This is a genomic window from Agromyces kandeliae (assembly GCF_009674665.1).
GTDB lineage: Bacteria > Actinomycetota > Actinomycetes > Actinomycetales > Microbacteriaceae > Agromyces > Agromyces kandeliae.
This window is the reverse complement of record NZ_WKJD01000009.1, coordinates 20,803-42,296: the sequence shown is the minus strand read 5'-3', so window position 1 is coordinate 42,296 and position 21,494 is coordinate 20,803. Positions and strand designations below refer to the sequence as shown.

Below are 21,494 nucleotides of genomic sequence, written 5' to 3'. Positions count from 1 at the left end.
TTCGGAATCGGCCCGCGCGCCGCCCTAGGCTGGGCGCGACGAGGAGGTGCGCATGCCGAGGCCGAAGGTGCCGATCCTCTCCGCCGATCGCATCGCCGACGCGGCCCTCGAGCTCGTCGACTCCGGCCGGCCGTTCGGCGTCAACGCGCTCGCCCGCGCACTCGGCGTCACGCCGTCCTCGCTCTACAACCACGTCCGCGGACGCGACGAGATCATCGAGCTCATCCGCGGCCGCATCGCGGCGCAGTACCTGCCCGCCCTGCCCGAGGGGTCGTGGGACGACGTCGTCGCAGCGACCCTGCGCGCGCAGCGGCGCATGTACGCCGAGCACCCCAACGCCATCCCGCTCATCGTCGGCAAGACCATCACCGACCCGCTCGTCATCGCGAGCTACGACACCCTCGCCACCGCGCTCCTCGCCGCCGGCTTCCCCGACGGCGAGGTCCTCACCGTCGTCGCGATCCTCGACTCCTTCGCGCTCGGGTTCGGCCTCGACCTCGCGTCGCCCGACGACATCTGGCAGCCGCAGGGGCCGACCGAGACGCTCGGGCGACTGCTCGCCGGCGCTGAGCGCGGCGCGGCCCGTTCCGACCGGGCGTTCGAGGAAGGGCTCGAACTCCTCCTCGACTCGCTGCGGCTGCGGCTCTCGCGGTTGCGCGAGGCCGACTGACACGCGCCGGGGTTCCCCGCGCCTCCCGCGGCGGCTAGCGTGAGCGTGGGCGCCCCGGGGAGGGTGCACACGGGGGAAGGACGGGCCGTGGCCTCGTACGACGACATCATCGCGAACATCCCGATCGCCGACCTCGCCTCGCGGCTCGGCGTCGACGAGGCCACCGCGCGCGCGGCGGTCGACCAGGCGCTGCCCGCACTGCTCGGCGGCATGGGGGCCAACGCGCAGGATGCCGCGGGCGCGGCCTCGCTCGAACGCGCCGTGCAGCACCATCCGCCGCAGCTGTTCGACGGCGGGGTGGACCTCGACGAGGTCGACGAGGGCGACGGCGAGCGGATCGTGCACAACGTCTTCGGCGCGAACACCGACCAGGTCGTGCGGAAGCTCGGGGCGACGGAGGGGAAGGCCGACCCCGGACTCATCCAGAAGCTCCTGCCGATCCTCGCGCCGATCGTGCTGAGCTTCCTGGCCGGGCAGTTCTCGAAGCGCCAGCAGGGCGGGACGACGGCCGCCCCGACCGGCGGTGGCGGCGGCATCGGCGACCTGCTCGGCGGGTTGCTGGGCGGTGCCGGGGGCGGCGGCGCCTCGGGCGGCTCGGGCGGCGCGCTCGGCGGGCTGGGCGACCTGCTCGGCGGCCTGCTCGGCGGCGGCAAGCGCTGAGCCCGCGGGGCGGCGCCGAGCGCCCTGCGTAGACTGGCACGGTGCCAGTGAACCCCGAGCTGCAGGGGCGCGAATTCGCGCCGACCGCGCCGTACCTCGTCGGCCGCGAGAAGGTGCGCGAATTCGCGCGCGCCGTGTTCGCGACCAACCCGATCAACCACGACGTCGACGCCGCGCGCGCGGCCGGCCACGCCGACATCGTCGCGCCGCCCACCTTCGCGGTCGTCGTGCAGGAGCACACGCTCGCGCAGCTGCTCGCCGAGCCCGACGCGGGCATCGACTTCACGCGCGTGGTCCACGGCGACCAGCGGTTCACGTCGACGCGCCCGATCGTCGCGGGTGACGAGCTCACCGCGACGCTCACCGTCTCGAGCGTCAAGACGCTCGGTGCGCACTCGATGGTCACCGCCGAGTCCGTGATCGCCGACGCCGACGGCGCGCACGTCGTCACCGCGATCTCCACCCTCGTCGTGCGAGGAGACGACTGATGACCGACACCGTCGCGGCCCCCGCCGCCCCCGACTTCGACGCGCTCGCCGTCGGCGACGTCGTCGCCGAGCGCGAGTTCCACCTGACGCGCGACTCGCTCGTCCGCTATGCGGGCGCTTCGGGCGACTTCAACCCGATCCACTACCGCGACGACGTCGCGGCATCGGTCGGCCTCCCCGGCGTGCTCGCGCACGGCATGCTCACGATGGGCCTCGCCGTGCAGCCGGTCGTCGACTGGGCGGGAGACCCCGCGCGCGTGGCCGACTACCAGGTGCGCTTCACCCGGCCCGTCGCGGTCGACCCCGAGGCCGGGGCGGATGTCTCGGTCATCGCCAAGGTCGGCCAGCTCGACGCCGAGGCGCGCTCCGTGCGCGTCGACCTCACCGTGACCTTCGAGGGCGCGACCGTGCTGGGCAAGGCGCAGGTGCGCGTGGTGCTCGCCTGACATGAGCGAGCCAGGCACCAGCGACGGCGGCGCGGGGCGCGCCGTGGACGGCGCAGCAGCCGGAATCGCCGCCCAGCACGACGTCCCGTTCTCCGACCTCACGACGCTCCGCGTCGGCGGCCCGATCGATCGGCTCGTCACGGCGACCCGCCAGCGCGAACTCGTCGACCTCGTGCGCGAGGCCGACGCGTCGGGCGGGCGGTGGATGGTCGTCGGCGGCGGGTCCAACCTGCTCGTCGGCGATGACGGGTTCGCGGGCACCGTGATCCGGATCGCCACGAGGGGAATCGAGGTGCTCCCCGGCGCCCAGCCCGGCAGCGTGCACCTGCGCGTGCAGGCCGGGGAGGTCTGGGACGAGCTCGTGGCGTTCACGGTCGAGCGGGGCTTCTCGGGCCTCGAGGCACTGAGCGGCATCCCCGGCTCGGTCGGAGCGGCGCCCGTGCAGAACATCGGCGCCTACGGCCAGGAGCTCTCCGACGTGCTGATCGGCATCGAGTTCCTCGACGAGGGCGCCGACCGTCCGCGCCGCATGTCGGCCGACGAACTCGAGCTCGGCTACCGCACGTCGGTGCTGAAGCAGGGGCTCGCCGGGGTCGTCGTCTCGATCGAGGTCGCCCTGCACGACACCACCGCCGAGCGCGAGGTGCTCGGCCAGGCGCTCGGCACGCCCGTCGCCTATGCGCAGCTCGCGGGCGCACTCGGCGTGCAGCTCGGCGACCGCGTGCCGATCGCCGACGTGCGCGAGGCCGTGCTCGCCCTCCGCTCGGGCAAGGGCATGGTGCTCGACCCCGACGACCCCGACTCGGTGAGCGCGGGCTCGTTCTTCACGAACCCCATCGTCTCGGAGCGCGTCGCACGCACGCTGCCCGGCGACGCTCCCCGCTGGTACGTCGAGCCCGACGAGCCCGACGAGGTGGTCCCGCTCGCCGAGCTCGAGGCGCAGTCGCCGCTCGACGCGTTCCTCGCGCATCAGGCCGAGGTCGAGGCCGCCGAGGCGCACGCGCATGCCGACCCGGGCGAGCCGCTCGTGAAGCTCTCCGCGGCGTGGCTCATCGAGCACAGCGGCATCCGTCGCGGGTTCGCCCTGCCGGGCTCGCGCGCGGCGATCTCGTCGAAGCACACGCTCGCGGTGACGAACCGGGGCGGAGCGAGCGCCGAGGAGCTCGCCCAGCTCGCCCGGTTCGTGCAGGGTCGGGTGCAGGCCGAGTTCGGGATCGTGCTGCATCCCGAGCCCGTCCTCATCGGCGTCGAGCTCTAGGCCGCGGGCCCGCCGCCCGCACCGTTCGGTCGTGGCGGAGCGTCAGGGCGTGGCATCGGGCGCGGAGCTCCTCGCCGCCGGCCGGTAGACGTCGATCGCCCCGGGAACGACGCGGATCCGCGTTCGGTACCCCGGTGCCGACAGGTCGGCGGATGCCGCGGCCGGCGCCTCGAGCGCGACTTCGCCGTCGTGCACGAACCCGGGCGGCCGTCCGTTCCGCGGACGCACGTCGATGGTCAGGTCGGCGGTCGCGAACGCCTCGACCCGCTCGGGGACGAGTCGGAGGGCCCGCAGCACGGCGGCGGTCCGCTGGCCGAACGCCAGCGCGGCGATCGCGCCCGTCCGCGATCCACGGTGCAGCACGCGCACGTCGAGCAGGCCGTCGTCGAGCTCCCGGCGCTGCAGGGGCGCGTGGATGCCGCGATCGTTGCGACCGACGCCGACGAAGAGCGCCCAGACCTCGGCGCGGCGCCCGCCCACCACGACCGGCACCGGCTCCGACCGCCGCAGCACCCGTTCGGCGGCGAAGATCCCGGCGAGCCACTTCCCGAGACGGGGTCGCACGCGCTCGCGCAGCGCGATGACGTCGGGATAGACGCCGACCGACGCGGAGTTCATCACCGTGATCGGCCCGGCGTCGCCGAACGCGAGCTCGGCGACATCCGCCCGCACGCCCTCGCCCGCCTGCAGGGCGTCGACCGCGTCGTCGACGGATGACAGTCCGGCCGTGCGCGCGAAGTGGTTGAACGTGCCGCCCGGCACGACGAGGAGCGGCACTCCGGCGCCGCGGGCCGCATGCGCGATGGCTCCGACCGACCCGTCGCCGCCGCAGACGCCCACGATGCGGGGCGGTGCCGGTCGGGCGAGGGCATCGGCGACCACCGCGGCCGGCTCCTCGCCGGGGTCGAGGAAGTGCAGTTCGGCCCGCGGGAGCCGGGTGCGCAGCACGGTCGCGGGGTCGGAGCGGACGACGCTGGTCCCCGCCGACCGGTTCAGGACGATGAACACGCCGTCGCCGTCGGGCGATGCGGGGAGCGGGCGATCGCGGCCGGGCGCCGGGACCGGGGAACGCGGAACGCGCCATGCGCGAGCGGTGCGCCCTGCGCGCGGTGTCGTTCGACCGGATCCCACCGGCTCAGCGTACGGGTCCGGGACCGCGGTCGGCGCGAGCCCGCGCACCGCGCCGCGCGACCCGCTCAGAGCAGCCCGAGCTCCATCGCCCGGGTGACGGCGCGCGTTCGGTCGTTCACCTCGAGCTTCTCGAACACGTGGATGAGGTGCGTCTTCACGGTCGCCTCGCCGATGTGCAGCATCCGACCGATCTCGGGGTTCGAGCGTCCGTCGGCGACCAGCCGGAGCACGTCGAGCTCGCGCGGCGAGAGCGATGGCGCCGGGTCGGACGCGGCCGTCGCGCCGCTGCGCACGCGCGCGACGAGCTTCGCCGCGATCGACGGCGCGAGCACGGTCTCGCCCGCGGCGACCGAGCGGATGCCGGCGAGGATCTCCTCCTGGGGCGCGGCCTTCAGCAGGTACCCGCTCGCGCCGGCCTCGATCGCGGCGAGGATGTGGTCGTCGGTCTCGTACGTCGTGAGCACGAGCACGCGCGTGCCGGTCCCGCCGACCGACGCGACGATGCGCTCGGTCGCGGCGGCGCCGTCGAGCACGGGCATCCGCAGGTCCATGAGCACCAGGTCGGGCCGCAGCTCGATCGCGAGCGCGACCGCCTCGCCGCCGTCGACGGCCTCGCCGACCACGTCGATGCCGGGCTCGGACTCGAGCAGCCCGACGATGCCCGCTCGGACGATGGGATGGTCGTCGGCGACCACCACCCGGATCGACCCGCTCATGCGTCGGCTCCCGTCGCCGTGTCGCGTCGTTCGTCGGCGCGGCGCGAGGGGACGACCACCCGCAGCACGGTCCCGCCGTCCCGGCCCGCCCCGAACTCGAGCCGCCCGCCGACGAGCGAGACCCGATCGCGCATGCCGACGAGCCCGAACCCGCCGTCGCCGGGGACGGCGTCGCCCGGCCCGACGCCGTCGTCGCGGACCGCGAGGACGACCTCGGGCGGCATGCCCGCCGTGGTGACCACGATCTCGGCCGCCGCCGCCCGCGCGTGCTTCCTCACATTCGCCAGCGCCTCCTGCGCGCAGCGCAGCAGCACGACCTCGAGCTCCCGGTCCAGCCCCGTGGCATCCGTCGTCACGGACACCCGCACGCCCGTCTCGCGCTCGAACGTCGCCGCCAGTCGCCGCAGCGCCTCGCCGAGGCCGCCGTCGGATTCGATCGGCGCGAGCGACGCGACGAGTCCGCGCGCCTCGGTGAGCGCCTCCCGGGCCATCTGCTCCATGAGCTCGACGTCGCTCCGAGCGGATGCCACGGCCTCGCCGTCCACTCCGACGAGCCGCCGCCCGGTGCGCTGGGCGACCATCACCATCCCGGTCAGGCTCTGCGCGATCGTGTCGTGGATCTCGCGGGCGAGCCGCGCCCGCTCGTCGGCCACGCCCGCGTCGCGGTGCATGGCGGCGAGCTGGCCCTGCGCGGCCTGCAAGTCGGCGAGCAGGCGCGCGCGCTCCTCGCCGAACTGCGCGATGCGCGTGATCCAGAGGCCGAGCGCGATGCTGAAGCCGACCGAGAGCGCGGCGATCGCGGAACCGATGGCGAGGCCCGCGGGCCCGGACCGTGCCGCGTAGCCGAAGACGATCGCGGCGGCGATGGCGAGGTTCGCGATGATCGCGCTGCGCGCCGACGGCGAGGTCGACCAGACGAACGGGTAGAGGAACGCCTGCAGGATCGCGAACGACGGCTCGATCGCGGTGCCGACCGCGAGGAGCACCGCGTACGTGAGCGAGACCGCCAGGTGCATGCGGGTCGTCGCGACCGGCACGCACCGTCGACCCCAGGCCAGGTGGACGAGGAGGAACACCGCCGCGACCGCCCACACGCCGACTTCGTCGGCGCCGAAGGGCGGGTCGAGCAGCGAGATCGCGGCGATCACGACCGCGACCGCGATCGCCGCGGCATCCCACCACCGCACGTTCTGCATGGCCTCAGGCTCCCACAGGGTGCTCGCGTCGTGCAGCGATCACGCGTCGCGCCGGATCCAGCGGAACGTGAGGCGGCTGAGGACCAGGCCGATCACGAGCCAGGCGAGCAGCGCGACCGCGACCCAGCCGAGGTCCCATGCGCCGTTCTGCTCGAGCACCGCGAAGTCCTCGGGCAGGAACACGGCGCGCATGCCCTGCGCCATCCACTTGAGCGGGAAGAGGCTCGCGACGTTCTGCATCCACTCGGGCAGTTGGTAGAACTGCAGGTAGACGCCCGAGATGAACTGGAGCACGAGCAGGATCGGGATCACGACCGCCGCCGCCGACTTGCCCGAGCGCGGAACCGAGGACAGCGCGATGCCGAGCAGGGCCGACGTGCCGACGCCGAGCACGAACACCCAGGCGAAGGTCGCCCACTTCGCGGGCTCGGTCGGCAGCGCGATGCCGAATAGCGTCGTCGCCGTCACGAGGAGGAGCGCGGCCTGCAGCACGCCGGTCACGAAGACCTGCCCGATCTTCCCGATGAAGTACGACACCGGCGAGAGCGGCGTCCCGCCGAGGCGCTTCAGGGTGCCGTCCGACTTCTCGATCGCGATGTCGATCGCGAGGTTCTGCACGCCGGAGAGCAGCATGCCGGCGGCCAGGAGGCCGGGCAGGTAGTACGCGCCGACCGAGACGCCCTCCATGCCGGGGGCCGGCTGGATGTCTCCCGCCGAGCTGAACGCGGCCGTGAAGATGCCGAGCATGATGAACGGGAAGAGGAAGGTGAAGAACACGGCGTCGGGCGAGCGGAAGTAGCTCCGCACCTCGTAGCCGATGCGGGAGCCGCCGAGCGCGATGCGCCCGGGGCGACGGGCGCCGGCGGTGCCGGCCACGGTGGTCAGGTCGGTGGTGCTCATGCGCGGGCCTCCTCGGTCTCACGGGTCTCGGCGCCGGAGGCGCGGACCAGGTCCAGGTAGATGTCCTCGAGGCTCGGTCGGATGACCTCGAGGTCGGCGGGCTCGCCGCCGCAGTCGCGCGCGATGGATGCCACGAGCTCGGCGGGACGCTCGGTGCGCGACTCGCGCGGCGTGCCGTCGGGGTCGTTCCAGCGGACGATGGGCACGCGCGCCTCGGCACCGCCGAGCTCGTGCACGCGGCCGACGTCGATCAGCCTGCCGCCGATGATGATGCCCGCCCGATCCCCGAGCTGCTCGGCCTCGTCGAGGTAGTGGGTGGTGAGCAGGATGGTCGTGCCCTCGCGCTTCAGCGTCCGGATCAGGTCCCAGAACTCGCGTCGGGCCTCGGGGTCGAACCCGGTCGTCGGCTCGTCGAGGAACAGCAGTTCTGGCCGGCCGATGATGCCGAGGGCGACGTCGAGGCGTCGTCGCTGCCCGCCGGAGAGCTTCGCGATGCGCGCGCGCGCCTTCTCCTCGAGCCCGACGGCGGCGACCACCTCGTCGACGTCGCGCGGGCGGGGGTAGAGTCCGGCGAAGTGCGCGAGCTGCTCGCGCACGGTCATCGCGCCGCTCTCGGTGCCGGACTGGAGCACGATGCCGAGACGGGACTTCCAGTCGAGGCCGGCGCGGGCGGGGTCGACGCCGAGGACGCTGACCTCGCCCGCAGTGCGGAGGCGGTAGCCCTCGAGGATCTCGATCGTGGTCGACTTGCCCGCGCCGTTGGGCCCGAGCAGCGCGAACGTCTCGCCGTGCGGGATGTCGAGGTCGATGCCGTCGACGGCGGCGACGCGGGCGTACTGCTTGCGGAGTCCGCGGATGCGCACGGCGGGCGTCTCGCGGGGGCTGGTGGTGTCCATGCCATCGATGCTCCTCCTCGCGGGCGTGCAACGGCAGCCGTGGGGCGGTCGATCTTCGCCTCCACCGATCGGTGGAGGCCGCGAGGTCATGGCCCCGGAAGCTCGGCGAGACGGCGCTCGAGGAATCGGCGCTCCGGCGCCGTGCGGGCGAGCGCGATCGCGTCGCGGTAGCGGGCGGCCGCGGCATCCGCCTCGCCCTGCCGGCGCAGCAGGTCGGCCTGCGCGGCCGGCAACAGGTGGTAGCCGTCGAGCCGACCGGACGCCTCAAGCAGCGCGAGGTCGTCGAGGCCCGCCTGCGGGCCGAAGGCCATGCCGCGGGCGATCGCGCGATTGAGCGCCACGAACGGCGAGTCCGCGAACATCGAGAGCGCGTCGTAGCGGGCGACGATCGCGGGCCAGTCCGTCTCGACGGCGGAGCGCGCCCGCGCGTGCACGGCCTGGATCTCCGCCTGCAGGCGGTACGGCCCGGCCTGCGGGGGACCCGGCTCGCGCGTCGGGATCGCCGCCGTCGAGAGGAGCGCCAGCCCCTCCTCGATCTCGCCGGCGTCCCACGTCGTGCGGTCCTGCTCGGGCAGCGGCACGAGGTCGCCCGCGGCGTCGATGCGCGCCGCCGATCGCGCGTGCTGGAGCAGCATGAGCGCCAGCAGCGCCCGTGCCTCGTCGGCGTCGGGCATGAGCGCCACGAGGAGCCGGGTGAGGCGGATGGCCTCGGCGGCGAGGTCGAGCCGCTGGAGCTCGTCGCCGTGGGAGGCGAGGTAGCCCTCGTTCGCGATGAGGTAGAGCACGGCCAGCACCCCCTCGACGCGCTCGGGCAGGAGGTCGGCGGCGGGAACGCGGTACGGGATGCCGGCGTGCCGGATCTTGCGCTTCGCGCGCGAGATGCGCTGCCCCATCGTCGGTTCGGGCACGTGGAACGCGCGCGCGATCTCACCGGTGTCGAGGCCGCCCACCGTGCGGAGCGTCAACGCGACGCGCGACTCCATGGGGAGCGCCGGGTGCGCGCACGTGAAGACGAGGCGCAGCCGGTCGTCCCAGGCGGGCTCCTCGTCGGCGACGACGTCCGCCGGGTCGGGCGGGCCGTCGGCACCCCCGATAGCCTCCTGCATCGCCATCCACTCCCCGACCTTGTCCGCCTCGACGCCGCGCCGACGCAGTCGATCGAGCGCGAGGTTGCGGGCCGCGATCGTGAGCCACGCACCCGGGTTGCGAGGCACGCCGTCGCGCGGCCACGTCTGCGCCGCGCGTTCGAACGCGCCCGCCGCGGCCTCCTCGGCGACGTCCCAGTCGCCCGTCACCCGGATCAGCGTCGCCACCACGCGCGCCCAGTCGGACCGGTACGCGCCGCGCAGGGCAGCGGCGATCCCGGGCGCGAGCGGGGTGGCCCCACCCGCGCCCGGCATCGGGACGTCGCCCGTGTCCGGTCTCAGCGCTCGCTCCCGGCAGCGGCGACTGCGGCCGCGGGCTCGAGGCGGCGCCCGAGGTCCGCGGCCTCGCGCTCGGTGCGGGCGACGTGGTCCTCGTGCACGTCGAACGGCCAGAGCGGGCGCAGCTCGATCGCCCCGCCCCGCGCCATCGGGTGCTTCGAGGCCACCTCGATCGCCTCGGCGAGGCCGCCCTGCACCTCGATCAGGTCGAAGCCCGCGACCCACTCCTTCGCCTCGGCGAACCCGCCGTCGGTCACGAGCACCTCGTCGTGACGGCGGCGCACGAACGTGGCATCCGCCGGCCCGCGCAGCACCTCGCCGAAGAGTCGCACGCCGCGGCCGTCCATCTCGCGCACCCACGCCTCGGGGCCGTCGTCCTCCGCCCGGTCGCCGCCGGCCGGGGCGCGCTCGCCGCCGGGCTCCACGACCACGAGCAAGAGGTACCGCCGGCCGCGGACGGGGCGCTCGGCGAAGCCGGCCGGAACGATCCGCGAGTCCGGGTCGGCGTCGGGCCACCGCACGAACGGGCGGATCTCGACCCGCCCGAACGAGGCCACCGGATGCCTCGACGCGACCTCGATCGCCTCGTCGAGGTCGCGTACGTCGATGACGTCGAACCCTCCGATCGACTCCTTCGACTCGGTGAACGGGCCGTCGACCACGAGCACCTCGCCCCCGCGCACGCGCACGGTCGTGGCATCCTGCGCGGGCCGCAGTCGTTCGCCGTACTCCGAGACGCCTCGCGCCTCGACATCGTCGACCCACTCGCCCACGTTGTCGTCGGCGGGCGCGTAGGGGAGCGCGTCGGCGCCCTCGGCGTAGAACAGTGCGTACTCCATGACGGAATCCCTTCTCTCGGTCACGCTACGCACGTACGACGAACGGCGGAACCCGGTTTCGACACCGTGAGTGTCCGATTCCGACCGGTCCGGTCAGGCCCGGGACCCACCGCGCTCGCGCAGGCGCTCGACCACCTGCTGGAGCGTCGGCAGTCCGGCGGGCCCGTCGGGCGTGGCGAAGACGCGGCAGGCGAGCTCGGTCACCGCCACCTCGGTCGGGAACAGGTCGTCGCCGTCGACGCTGATCGTCGGCGAGCCGGCGAACGCGGTGCCGGCGGCCTGCTCGGGCGACTCGATGAGGCGCGCGGAGACCGGCTCGGAACGCCCCAGGAGCTCGAGCGCGTCCTGCACGAGCCGACCGGCCCCTCGCCAGTTGGGGCAGTCCTCGATGTGCAGGACCTCGATGCGCACCTCCTCATCATCCCGCGCTCGGGCGCCGCGCGGGAGGTCAGGCCCCCACGAGCAGGCGAGGGTGCTGCGCCTCGACCACGTTCGGGTGCGCGCGGAGGCGGCTCTTCAGCCAGTTCTCGCCGAACACCGCGTGCAGCGGGTTCGCCGGGTCCTCGGTGACGCCGGGTGCCTCCGCGGCGAGGGCCGGCGGCAGCTCGATGGTCGGGATCGTCGCGTCGAGCGATGGGCCGTGGAAGTAGGGGATCGAGATGCGCTCGGTGCCGGGCTCGGGGGAGACCACGCGGTGCAGCGTCGCCTTGAGGTACCCTCCCGTGGCGATCTCGAGCAGCTCGCCGATGTTCACGACGAACGAGCCGGCGGGCGGCGTGACGTCGATCCACTCGCCGTCCTTCTCGACCTGCAGGCCGGCCTTGCCCTCCTCGACCGAGAGCAGCGTGAGCACGCCGAGGTCCTTGTGCGCGCCGACGCCCTGCGCCGGCTGCTCGGTCTCGACGCCGGGGTAGCGCGCCACCTTCATGTACGGCGACGGCGTCGCGAACGCGGCGTCGAAGGCGTCGGACGGCGCGCCGAGCGCCTCCGCCCAGGCGCGGAGCAGTCGCGTGCCGACCTCGTCGAGGCGGGCGATCCACTCCTCCGCGACCTCGCGGAGTTCGGGCAGCGACTCGGGCCAGAGGTTCGGGCCCTGCAGGACCCAGTAGTCCGGGGCGTCCGGCCCGACGGGCACCGCGGGCCGTTCGGCGCCGATGTCGATCTGCTCGCGGATGTCGACGCGGCCGAGCGTGCGCTCGCCGCCCATGCGCGTGTAGCCGCGGAAGTGCGGGCTCTTCACGTTCTCGATCGCGAGCTTGTGCGACTCGGGCAGGGCGAAGAACGCGCGTGCGACCTCGTACGCGCGGTCGATGAGCTCGGCCGGCACGCCGTGGCCGACGAGCGAGAAGAAGCCGACCTCGTGGGTCGCGCGACGGAGGTCGTCGCGGAAGGCCGCCTGCTGCTCGGGGGTGCCGTTCAGCAGGGAGAGGTCGAGGACGGGGATGCCGGACATGTGCTGGTCCTTTCGAGGGTGCCGGGATGGTGGTGCGCCGACGATGCGGCCCCGGCATCCTTCGACGTCGGCCCGTGGCATCCGGTTCGGGTCTGCCCCCGGGTGTTCGAGGGGGCCTTCGAGGCGGATGCCGCTGGGCTGACGCGGACGCGTCGGATGCGGCGTGAGCTGGGCTGCGGTCGGCGGCGCGTGTGGAATCGCGCCCTGGGATCGTCGGGGAGGACGATCGCCTAGCGGCGACAGCAGCGACAGGTGTGGGTGCTCACGATTGCGGACACGCTAGCACGGGTCGGGCCGTGCTCCGCAATCCCCCGTCCAGGAGGGGGTCAGGCGGGGAGCACGAGCGAGACCGCGATCGCGAGCATCACGACCGCGATGATCCCGTCGAGCACGCGCCATGCGCGGGGGTTCGCGAGGATCCCGCCGAGGAGCCGTGCGCCGTAGGCCAGTCCGAGGAACCAGGCGGCGCTGGCGATCGCGGCGCCGAGCGCGAAGGTCCAGCGGTCGTCGCCGTGCGTGGCGCCCACCGAGCCGAGCAGCACGACGGTGTCGAGGTAGACGTGCGGGTTCAGCCAGGTGAGCGCGAGGCAGGTGAGCACGACGGGGAGGAGTGCGGTGGTCGCGGTCCTCGTCGTCGCCGCCGTCGCGACGACGCCCGTGCCCGAGCCCGCGGCTGACGCGTCCGGTCGCGCCTCCTCGACCACGAGCGCCTCATCCGTCCCGCGCAGCGCGCGTCGGGCGGCGAGCACGGCGTACCCGACGAGGAAGATCGCGCCGGCCCACCGCGCGACGCCGACCAGCCACGGCATGGCCTGCAGCATGGCGCCCATGCCGCCGACGCCGGCGACGATGAGCAGGGCGTCGGAGACCGTGCAGATCGCGGCGACGACGAACACGTGCTCGCGCCGGATGCCCTGCCGCAGCACGAAGACGTTCTGGGCCCCGATCGCGACGATGAGGGAGAAGCCGAGGCCGAGGCCCGCGGCGAGCACGGAGAGATCCACGCCATCGACGCTAGGTGCGGCAGGATATGAAAGCCAGCTCAGGATTCTTCACGCGCGTTAGCATTGCTTCATGCAGGTCCCGCTCGATCTCGCCCGGACCCTCGCCGCGGTCGTCGACGGCGGCACGTTCGAGGCGGCCGCCGCCGAGCTCCGCGTCACGCCGTCGGCGGTCTCGCAGCGCGTGAAGCAGCTCGAGCAGCGCCTCGGCCGCGTGCTCGTCGTGCGCTCCAAGCCCGTGCGCCCCACCGAGGCGGGTGCCGCCGTCGTGCGCCTCGCACGCCAGCTCGCGCTGCTCGAGCACGACGCGCTCGCCGCCTTCGGCGGCGACGACACGGCATCCCCCCGCCCGACGACCGTACCGCTCGCCGTCAACGCCGACTCGCTCGCGACGTGGTTCCTGCCGGCGCTCGCGCGCATCGCCGAGGAGCATCCCGTCGTGTTCGACCTGCACCGTGACGACCAGGACTTCACGGCGGCCCTGCTCGAGTCCGGCACCGTGATGGGCGCCGTGACCTCGCAGGCGACGCCGGTCGCCGGATGCCTCGTCCGTCCGCTCGGCGTCATGCGGTACATCGCGGTGGCGACGCCGGCCTGGGTCGCCCGATGGTGTCCTGAGGGTCCGGATGCCGCGTCGCTCGCCGGGGCGCCGCGCGTCGACTTCGACCGCCGCGACGACCTGCAGGGCGAGTACCTGCGGCTCGTCGGGGCGGATGGTGCCGCCGACCCGCCGCGGCACTTCGTGCCCGCGTCGAACGACTTCGCGACCGCGGTCAAGCTCGGACTCGGATGGGGGCTGCTGCCCGGGTTCCAGGCCGACGACGAACTCGCGGACGGACGGCTCGTCTCGCTCGGTGGGCCGCCCGTCGACGTGCCGCTGCACTGGCAGCAGTGGAACCTCGGATCGCCCCTCCTCGACGCCATCTCCGACGGCCTGACACGCGAGGCGCGACGCGCGCTGGAGCCATCCGTCGTCGGCTGACCGGATGAGGGCGGTCGGCCGGGCCGAGGTCGCCGAGCGTCCCGTCTGCGCGCGGTTGCCCGCGGTTCCGCCCGATCGGGCACGCGCGTGTCTCGGGGAGTGACGAGAATGCCGTCATGTCCTCCGGACGCGCGGTCGGGGACGACCGGGGCGCCGCGTCGCCCCTGACGGGACGCAGCGCGAACCCGCGCGTCCCGGCACCACACCCTGCGTCCGGCGTGGCGCCGTCCGCCGGGATGATCGGACTGCAACGACTGGTCGGCAACGGCGCTCGCCAAGGTGCGGTGGTCAGCAGGCTGCTCCAGGTGCAGCGACAACCGATCGCACCACCGGCGAAGCCGACACTGCGCACGGGGTCGCGCGGCCAGTTCGTGAAGGAGGCGCAGCGCAAGCTGAGCCGGCTGCAGGCCTCCGTCGGGCCGCTCGTCGAGGACGGGCAGTTCGGCGCCCTCACCGAGGGCTCGGTACGCACGTTCCAGGGGACGCGCGGGATCCCGCCCGACGGCGTCCTCGACGGGACCACCTGGACCGCGCTCGACGGCGCGTTCGCTGCATTGCCCGCGCCCGTTCGCGCGGTCCTCGTCCCCGGAGCCGACCACGTCGACGTGGGATTCGCCCAGCAGAAGCTGAACGCCCTCGGCATCTCGCCGCGCCTCGTGATCAACGCCGTCTACGGCCCGGAGATGCAGCCGGCGATCATCGCCATCGAGGCACTGGTCCTGCACCGCTGGCCGACCAGCAGGATCGACGCGGACGTGTGGCGGGTGCTCGACACTGCGAGCCCGGGTGGCTTCATCGCGCTCGAGGGGCTGAGCGCTTCCCCCGTCGAGCAGCACACCGCGAGCGGCACCGCGAACCCCCTGGGCGTGCAGGTGCCCGGGACCAGCCTCCATCCGGTCGTCGGGGCGGGAGGCATACTGCGGGGAGCCGCGGTGCGCGAGCTGCAGCAGAAGCTGAACACCGCGGGTGCGTCGCCGGCGCTCGCCGTCGACGGTCGCTTCGGACCCCTGACGACCGCCGCGGTGCGGGCCTTCCAGTCCGGTCGGGTTCCCCCGTTGCCCGCGTCGGGAATCGCGGATGCCGCAACGTGGACGGCGCTCGACGCGGTAGCGCCCGCATCGACCGTCGGGTTCATCGAGCGCCAGTGGAGGGAGGAGGTCGGCGGTGCGACGTACGGGAACACAGGCGGCAACGCGTCGCGCTACTCATGGGAGATCGACGGCGACCGCATGGTGGTCACCGTGGCGGTGAACTTCACCGGGCTCGCGCCGAGGGCGGCATGGTTCTCCCACGTGCCGCGGGTCTGGGACCGTTTCGCCGCGGTGCGGGACGCGCCCCCTCGACGGGTGAACCTCGAGTTCCGCCTCGTGCGCGGAAGCGGGCCCGCCGCGATGACCGTGGACGTCCGGGCCGGCACCGGTCGATCGAACGCCGGCCGCTGGTTCCGGAACGACCCGACGTCGGAGTCGACCGTGCCGCATGAGTACGGTCACCTGATCGGCCTGCAGGACGAATACCAGCAACGACCCGGCGACTACGTCCGGATCACCGGACATGAGCCGCCGGTCGGTGCGACGACCGGGCCGGCAGGCGTCGCTCCGGCGACGATCGCCGCGAACCTGCAGGCGGCTATGCTGGCGCGCAACGCCGCCAACGCCCGGACGGCGGCGGCGGGGGTGACGATGGGAGCATTCGCACAGCGCGTCGTCGCGGCGTATGCCGCCCTGCCGCTCGGGGGCATCGCGCCGGCGCTGCCCGCAGTGCCCGCGTCCCCGGGCGTACCGGCGCTGCCGGCGCTGCCCGCCTACACGCTGACCACCGACCTGGTCACCGACCTGGACCGGTCGCTGCGCGGAACGGCCGATCGCTACGAGACGATCCAGGTCTTCACCTATACGAGCGGGTCGATCATGGGCGACCCCCGCCGGGCGCCGGACATCCACGACCACGGAGCCGAGCCCCGTCACATCGCAGAGTTCCTCGGAATCCTCGGGCGAACGCTCGGCGGCACGTTCCGGGGGGAGGAACGATGACCCTGCTCCGCTACATCCGTGCCGACGGGCAACGCGTCCCGGCCGAGTACGAGACCGTGGAGGTCGACCGCGACGGCCGGCTGGCGGGATGGCGGTCGGTCGCCCCCCTCGCCGTCGGTTCCTTCGAGGGCGATCTCGCGGCCGACGAGGTCGACGACTTGCGCGCACTCGTCGACCGTGCGCAGGCGATCCCCGAACCCGACGTCATGCGCCGCCCCGGCGCGTCGAGCGAAACCCTGGAACTCGGCGATGGATTCGCCCTCGAGGTCGGAGGCCTGGACTCCGACGACGATCCGGTCTGGTCGGAGCTCGTCGTGCGCGGCCGCGACCTCCTCGCTCGGCAGACGGCGTTCCCTGTCGCGGCGATCGGGCTGGCTGCAGACGGCGGCCGCCTCGAACTCCTCGGCACGCACCCACTCGAGCTCGACCTCACGGATGCCGTCGTGTCGCGCTACGCCTGGACGCCCGACGGCGCGCTCGCGGGCGAGATGTCCGCTCCCCTCGAGGCCGGGAGCCGCGTGCATGCGGAGCCGGGATGGTCGCTCGACCTCCCTCCGGCTGCAGATGCGCTCCCGCCGGATGCCGTGGTGCAGACGTTGGTTCGCTTCGTGATCGTCGCGGGGGGTGTCCCCGTGCCGGTCGAAGTCGGCAGCGAGGTCCCCTAGCGCCGTGGCCGGTCGACCGCAGGAAGTTCAGCGCCGGTGCGCGGTCCGACCGACGGCACCGGACGTTCCGGCCCGCTGATGCGCGTGCGACCCTCGATCAGAGGTTCTGGCCGATGTCCCACAGCCGGTCGGGCCGACCGTCGATCGCCTCGGAGACCGCGAGCGCCTGGTCGTCGGAGAGCGAGGCGACGTAGTCGACGACGCCACGACCCACCCCGAGCGCCCTCACCTCGGACGCCTCGGGCACGGGCACGCCGTCGGGTCGCGTCGTGCGCAGCTGCGCGTATCCGTCGGTCGCGATCTCGACCAGCTCGCGGAGGCGGAGCGGCACGCGATCGCGGTCGTCCTCGTCGCGGAGCCACGCCGTGAGTCCCTTCACCGCACGCGTGATCACGCGGCTGAGGCCGCGCTGGTACATCACGATGTCGGACCGGTCGAGGATGAAGTGCCGGTGCACGAACTTCAGGATCTCCACCTCGTGCCACGCCCGCTCGTCGAGCGTCACGAGCCCGGCCCGTGCGACGCCCGCGGGCGCGGGGACGACGGAGGACTGCAGGTGGTCGATCCACCGGTTCGTGAACGACGACAGCGCGCGCTCGGCCGCGATCGAGCCGTCGAACGGACTGGCGAGGAGGCCGTCGACGAGGTCGTCCGCGACCACGCCGACCGCGGCGCGGAACGCCTCGTCGCCCGCGATCCACGGGTCGGAGGCGTGGAGCTTCCGACGCAGCGCCTCGAGCGCGCTGCCGGGCGGCGCACTGCGGCGCGCGAGCTCCTCGTCGTCGAGGTCGCGCAACTGCAGGCTCGACTCGATCCAGCCCCGGAACTCGCGCGCGACCGCGCCCTGTCCGAGCAGGCCCGCGCGGTGGAAGTCGTCGACGTCGTGGATCGAGTACGCGATGTCGTCGGCGATGTCCATGATCGAGCACTCGAGCGACTGCCTGAGCGGCGGATGGCCCTCGCGCGCCTCGGACAGGTCGGCCGCGTCGATCCCGTACGCCGAGAACTTCAGCACCTCGACGCCGCGATCGGTGCGACGGAACCCTCGCGGCAGCGGCCCGTCGCCGAGCGCGGCCACGTCCACGTGGCGCGTCCACGGGTACTTCGCCACCGCACTCCGCACGGCGGCCGTGAGGTTGAGCCCGCGCGGGGCGACCTCGCTCACGTCGAGCGTCGTGACGATCCGGTAGGTCTGCGCGTTGCCCTCGAAGCCGTCGGGCAGGCCCAGCGTGTCGCGCGCGAGTCGGTCGAGCACGCGCTCGCCGAGGTGCCCGAAGGGCGGATGGCCGAGGTCGTGCGCGCTCGCCGCCGCCTGCACGACGACCGCGTCGCAGCCGTGCGCGAGCGCGAAGTCGCGCGTCGGCGACGCGGCATCCGTCATCTTGACCGCGATCGCACGCGCCACGGCGGTGACCTTGATCGAGTGCGTCAGCCGGTTGTGGATCAGCGGCCCCGCGCCCGGCTGCCCGATCACCTGGGTCACGGCCGAGAGGCGCGAGAAGTAGGGCGAGAACCTGACCCGCTCGAGGTCGAGGCGGTACTGCGAGTGCTCGCCGACGACGTCCGCGCTGCTGCGGGGCTCGTGCGCGTGGCGCGCCGCGCGATCCATCGGCGGGATCCCGGTCAGGAGAACAGCTCCTGGAGGCGCTGCACGCCCTCGAGGAGCGGCGCGTCGCCCAGCGCGTAGCTGAATCGGAGGAAGCCGCTCGGTCCGAACGCCTCGCCGGGAACCGCCGCGACCTCGGCGCGCTCGAGCATGAGGTCGGCGAGCTCGAGCGACGTGGTCGGCGTCACGCCGGCCCACTCGCGGCCGAGCAGCCCCGAGACGTCGGGGTAGACGTAGAAGGCGCCCTCGGGCACCGGCACGGACATGCCGTCGATCTTCGACAGCTCGCCGACGATCGTGCGCCGGCGACGGTCGAACGCCCGGCGCATCTCCTCCACGGGCTCCTGCGGGCCGGTGAGGGCCGCGATCGCGGCGCGCTGCGAGATGTTCGACACGTTCGACGTGAGGTGCGACTGCAGGTTGGCGGCGCCCTTCATGACGTCGGCGGGGCCGACCATCCAGCCGAGGCGCCAGCCGGTCATCGCGTAGGTCTTCGCGACGCCGTTGACGAGGATCGCCTGCTCGGCCAGGCCCGGCACGGCCTCGACGATCGAGACCGCGCGCGGCGGGGCGGCCTCCGGGTCCTCGGCATAGGTGAGGTTCTGGTAGATCTCGTCGGTCACGACCCAGATGCCGTGCTCGAGCGCCCACTCGCCGATGGCCTTCACCTGCTCGGGCGGGTACACGGCACCGGTCGGGTTCGACGGAGAGACGAACAGCAGGGCGCGGGTCCGCTCGGTGCGCGCGGCCTCGAGCTGCTCGACCGTGACGAGGTAGCCCTGCTCCGAGCCGGCGAACACGTCGATCTGTCGCCCGCCGGCGAGCTTGATCGCCTCGGGGTAGGTGGTCCAGTAGGGCGTCGGGACGAGCACCTCGTCGCCGTCGTCGAGCAGCACCTGGAAGGCCTGGTAGACGGCCTGCTTGCCGCCGTTGGTGACCACGACCTGGTTCGCGCCGACCTCGAGCCCCGAATCGCGCCGGGTCTTCTCGGCGACGGCGGCGCGCAGGTCGGGCAGGCCGGCCGCCGGCGTGTAGCGGTGGTTGCGCGGGTCGCTGACGGCCTCGAGCGCGGCCTCGACGATGTGCGCGGGCGTCGGGAAGTCGGGTTCGCCCGCCGCGTAGGAGATCACGGGACGCCCCTCGGCCTGGAGGGCCTTGGCCTTTGCATCGACCTTGAGGGTCGCGGACTCGGCGATGGCGGAGATGCGGGCGGAGAGACGGCGCTGATCGGTCACGCCTCCAGCCTACGGCGCGGGCCCGCGCGCGTCAGCGGGGGAGCGGATGCTCACGGACACGCGTCCGGACGGATCGTCCGGATGCCGCCGATCGTCCCCTCGGTGGCATCCGGGGAAGCGACCGCGGTCATGCCGGCACGGACGGACGGAAGGGACGCCGCGGCGGTGTTCCCCCGAGCCGCGGCGTCCGGCGCCTGCCCCCACAGGCGCGCTCCCCGAAACCTGTCTGCCCCGCCGGAGCGGTTGCACCAGCAACGATACGCCGGTCCCGCGAGGAACTCTCGGGACGTACGTCCCATGTCTCGCGGGCGGAGCGCGGCCACGGTTTGGCGCACCTTCCCGCGTCGCATACACTTGGTGAGGTTGTTGAAGTCAGCCAAGATCGAACGCGCCTTCGCAGCGGGTGAACTGCCCGTCGCGAGTGCTGATCGAAGCGGCTTCGACCCGAGGTGATCCGGTCAGCCGGATCGCTTAGGGCGGTGGCTCAATTGGTAGAGCAGCGGTCTCCAAAACCGCAGGTTGCAGGTTCGAGTCCTGTCCGCCCTGCGAGCCGGCCGGCGATGGCCGGCCCATGAAAGGTGTACGAGGTGGCCCGGAAAGTACTCGACGAACCCAGCGAGGATGTCGTCGCCAATGCCAAGCGCGAGAGCGCGGCGCGGCGCAACCCCTTCGCACGGATCGCCCTGTTCATCCGACAGGTCATCGGCGAGCTGAAGAAGGTCGTCACCCCGACGCGCAAGGAGCTCGCGAGCTTCACCGCGGTGGTGCTGGTCTTCGTGGCCATCATGATGGCGATCGTCTGGGGGCTCGACCAGGTCTTCTCATGGCTGGTCGTATTCGTCTTCGGAACGCCGGGGGTCTGATCGGGCCGTCGGCCCGACACCTGCCCGCCGGTACCCGGCGGCACGGCAGAAAGAAGGATTGAGGAAGTGTCGAAGAACGAGCGACAGGACGTCGACTGGGCGACCGCCGCCGAGCAGTCCTCCGAAGAGGACGAGGCGCAGGAGGGCAACTCGCTCGAGCGCGACGAGGATTCCGTCGAGCCGGCGGAGCACCGCGCCGTCCACGTGGTCGACGACGAGGGCAACGACGTCGACCTCGACGCCGTCCTCGACGCGATCGCCGAGGCGACCGACCCCGAGGCCGACGCGGTCGTCGAGGACGCCCTCGACGTCGACTCCGCCGATGAGGCGGAGGCCGCCTTCGACGCCGTCACCGAGGAGGACGAGGACCACGACCCCTACGAGGCGTTCCGCAACGAGCTGCGCTTCCTCCCGGGCAAGTGGTACGTCGTGCACTCCTACGCGGGTTTCGAGCGCCGCGTGAAGGCGAACGTCGAGCAGCGCCGCGAGACCATGGCGATGGCCGACTACATCCACCAGGTCGAGGTGCCGATGGAGGATGTCGTCGAGATCAAGAACGGCCAGCGCAAGATGGTCACGCGTGTGCGCGTGCCCGGCTACGTGCTCGTCCGCATGGAGCTCAACGAGGAGAGCTGGTCGGTCATCCGCCACACGCCCGGCGTCACCGGCTTCGTGGGCAACGCCCACAACCCGACCCCCCTCCGCTTCGAGGAGGCCTTCAACATGCTGAAGAGCCTCGTCGACATCAAGGACGTCGCGCCCGCCAAGGGTGCGAAGGGTGCCGCCACGGGCGGCGCCGCACGCCAGATCCCCGCCGAGGTCGACTTCGAGATCGGCGAGACCATCACCATCAAGGACGGCTCGTTCGCGGGCCTGCCCGGCACGATCAGCGAGATCAAGCCCGAGAGCGGCAAGCTCACGGTCCTCGTCTCGCTCTTCGAGCGCGAGACCCCGGTCGAGCTCAGCTTCGACCAGGTCACCAAGCTCTAGGGGCTCTCAGGGCCCCCGCAGCAACCCTCCGGTATCATCGGA

The 21,494-nt window shown here is 73.2% G+C and carries 22 protein-coding genes and 1 tRNA gene; 11 read left to right on the top strand and 12 right to left on the bottom strand.

Annotated elements, in window-relative coordinates:
- Window positions 1-52 precede the first annotated feature (52 nt).
- The 5 genes from GJR97_RS05620 (at window position 53) to GJR97_RS05600 (ending at window position 3,522) form a co-directional block, all read left to right on the top strand.
- Window positions 53-670, top strand: coding sequence for a TetR/AcrR family transcriptional regulator (locus GJR97_RS05620; RefSeq protein ID WP_154345541.1), 618 nt, complete (start codon window positions 53-55; stop codon window positions 668-670).
- Between the two features lie 87 nt (window positions 671-757).
- The gene (locus GJR97_RS05615; protein WP_324613199.1) at window positions 758-1,330 is read left to right on the top strand and encodes a DUF937 domain-containing protein; all 573 of its coding nucleotides are present in this window, start codon (window positions 758-760) and stop codon (window positions 1,328-1,330) included.
- A gap of 41 nt (window positions 1,331-1,371) precedes the next feature.
- A complete protein-coding gene (locus GJR97_RS05610) occupies window positions 1,372-1,818 on the top strand; it encodes an FAS1-like dehydratase domain-containing protein (RefSeq protein ID WP_324613198.1) in 447 nt (148 codons plus the stop codon).
- A complete protein-coding gene (locus tag GJR97_RS05605; RefSeq protein WP_154345540.1) occupies window positions 1,818-2,264 on the top strand; it encodes a MaoC family dehydratase in 447 nt (148 codons plus the stop codon). Before GJR97_RS05610 ends, GJR97_RS05605 begins: the two co-directional genes overlap by 1 nt.
- A 1-nt stretch (window position 2,265) precedes the next feature.
- Window positions 2,266-3,522 (top strand): UDP-N-acetylmuramate dehydrogenase, encoded by a 1,257-nt coding sequence (locus tag GJR97_RS05600; protein WP_154345539.1) that lies wholly within the window; start codon window positions 2,266-2,268, stop codon window positions 3,520-3,522.
- Window positions 3,523-3,564: 42 nt separating this feature from the next.
- Here the strand turns inward: GJR97_RS05600 and GJR97_RS05595 are convergent, their stop codons facing one another.
- The 10 genes from GJR97_RS05595 to GJR97_RS05545 all read right to left on the bottom strand — a co-directional run bounded on the left by GJR97_RS05595 (window position 3,565) and on the right by GJR97_RS05545 (window position 13,081).
- Window positions 3,565-4,530 (bottom strand): diacylglycerol/lipid kinase family protein, encoded by a 966-nt coding sequence (locus GJR97_RS05595; protein WP_195760614.1) that lies wholly within the window; start codon window positions 4,528-4,530, stop codon window positions 3,565-3,567.
- A gap of 188 nt (window positions 4,531-4,718) precedes the next feature.
- Entirely contained in the window at window positions 4,719-5,369 is a 651-nt protein-coding gene (locus tag GJR97_RS05590; RefSeq protein ID WP_154345537.1) for a response regulator, read from the bottom strand.
- Window positions 5,366-6,565 carry a sensor histidine kinase gene (locus tag GJR97_RS05585; RefSeq protein WP_154345536.1) on the bottom strand — a complete coding sequence of 400 codons (1,200 nt, stop codon included), beginning with the start codon at window positions 6,563-6,565 and terminating at the stop codon, window positions 5,366-5,368. The genes GJR97_RS05590 and GJR97_RS05585 overlap by 4 nt, the downstream gene beginning before the upstream one ends.
- 39 nt (window positions 6,566-6,604) lie before the next feature.
- On the bottom strand, window positions 6,605-7,465 hold the full coding sequence (locus GJR97_RS05580; RefSeq protein WP_154345535.1) for an ABC transporter permease: 861 nt from the start codon (window positions 7,463-7,465) through the stop codon (window positions 6,605-6,607).
- Complete coding sequence (locus tag GJR97_RS05575; protein ID WP_154345534.1) at window positions 7,462-8,361, bottom strand: ABC transporter ATP-binding protein; 900 nt, start codon at window positions 8,359-8,361, stop codon at window positions 7,462-7,464. Before GJR97_RS05575 ends, GJR97_RS05580 begins: the two co-directional genes overlap by 4 nt.
- A gap of 86 nt (window positions 8,362-8,447) precedes the next feature.
- On the bottom strand, window positions 8,448-9,761 hold the full coding sequence (locus GJR97_RS05570; protein WP_154345533.1) for an RNA polymerase sigma factor: 1,314 nt from the start codon (window positions 9,759-9,761) through the stop codon (window positions 8,448-8,450).
- A 23-nt stretch (window positions 9,762-9,784) separates the two neighbouring features.
- Window positions 9,785-10,624 carry a YciI family protein gene (locus tag GJR97_RS18695; protein ID WP_324613197.1) on the bottom strand — a complete coding sequence of 280 codons (840 nt, stop codon included), beginning with the start codon at window positions 10,622-10,624 and terminating at the stop codon, window positions 9,785-9,787.
- 93 nt (window positions 10,625-10,717) lie between these two features.
- Entirely contained in the window at window positions 10,718-11,035 is a 318-nt protein-coding gene (locus tag GJR97_RS05555; RefSeq protein ID WP_324613196.1) for a thioredoxin family protein, read from the bottom strand.
- A 37-nt stretch (window positions 11,036-11,072) separates the two neighbouring features.
- Entirely contained in the window at window positions 11,073-12,077 is a 1,005-nt protein-coding gene (locus GJR97_RS05550) for an isopenicillin N synthase family dioxygenase (protein ID WP_154345532.1), read from the bottom strand.
- A gap of 326 nt (window positions 12,078-12,403) precedes the next feature.
- Window positions 12,404-13,081 (bottom strand): LysE/ArgO family amino acid transporter, encoded by a 678-nt coding sequence (locus tag GJR97_RS05545; protein WP_324613195.1) that lies wholly within the window; start codon window positions 13,079-13,081, stop codon window positions 12,404-12,406.
- Between the two features lie 70 nt (window positions 13,082-13,151).
- Between GJR97_RS05545 and GJR97_RS05540 the strand changes: the two genes are divergently transcribed.
- The 3 genes from GJR97_RS05540 to GJR97_RS05530 all read left to right on the top strand — a co-directional run bounded on the left by GJR97_RS05540 (window position 13,152) and on the right by GJR97_RS05530 (window position 16,758).
- On the top strand, window positions 13,152-14,060 hold the full coding sequence (locus tag GJR97_RS05540; RefSeq protein ID WP_154345530.1) for a LysR family transcriptional regulator ArgP: 909 nt from the start codon (window positions 13,152-13,154) through the stop codon (window positions 14,058-14,060).
- A 116-nt stretch (window positions 14,061-14,176) separates the two neighbouring features.
- The gene (locus GJR97_RS05535; protein WP_154345529.1) at window positions 14,177-16,093 is read left to right on the top strand and encodes a peptidoglycan-binding domain-containing protein; all 1,917 of its coding nucleotides are present in this window, start codon (window positions 14,177-14,179) and stop codon (window positions 16,091-16,093) included.
- On the top strand, window positions 16,090-16,758 hold the full coding sequence (locus tag GJR97_RS05530) for a hypothetical protein (RefSeq protein ID WP_154345528.1): 669 nt from the start codon (window positions 16,090-16,092) through the stop codon (window positions 16,756-16,758). The genes GJR97_RS05535 and GJR97_RS05530 overlap by 4 nt, the downstream gene beginning before the upstream one ends.
- 97 nt (window positions 16,759-16,855) lie before the next feature.
- On the opposite strand, the gene GJR97_RS05525 is transcribed toward GJR97_RS05530, so the two are convergent.
- Window positions 16,856-18,367, bottom strand: coding sequence for a deoxyguanosinetriphosphate triphosphohydrolase family protein (locus GJR97_RS05525; RefSeq protein ID WP_154345527.1), 1,512 nt, complete (start codon window positions 18,365-18,367; stop codon window positions 16,856-16,858).
- Between the two features lie 14 nt (window positions 18,368-18,381).
- Window positions 18,382-19,599, bottom strand: a complete 1,218-nt coding sequence (locus GJR97_RS05520; protein ID WP_324613194.1) for a pyridoxal phosphate-dependent aminotransferase — start codon at window positions 19,597-19,599, stop codon at window positions 18,382-18,384.
- A gap of 473 nt (window positions 19,600-20,072) precedes the next feature.
- Between GJR97_RS05520 and GJR97_RS05515 the strand changes: the two genes are divergently transcribed.
- The 3 genes from GJR97_RS05515 (at window position 20,073) to nusG (ending at window position 21,452) form a co-directional block, all read left to right on the top strand.
- A tRNA-Trp gene (locus GJR97_RS05515) sits at window positions 20,073-20,145 on the top strand.
- A 41-nt stretch (window positions 20,146-20,186) separates the two neighbouring features.
- Window positions 20,187-20,462 (top strand): preprotein translocase subunit SecE, encoded by a 276-nt coding sequence (gene secE / locus GJR97_RS05510; RefSeq protein WP_324613193.1) that lies wholly within the window; start codon window positions 20,187-20,189, stop codon window positions 20,460-20,462.
- Window positions 20,463-20,528: 66 nt separating this feature from the next.
- Entirely contained in the window at window positions 20,529-21,452 is a 924-nt protein-coding gene (gene nusG / locus GJR97_RS05505; RefSeq protein ID WP_324613192.1) for a transcription termination/antitermination protein NusG, read from the top strand.
- Window positions 21,453-21,494: the final 42 nt, after the last annotated feature.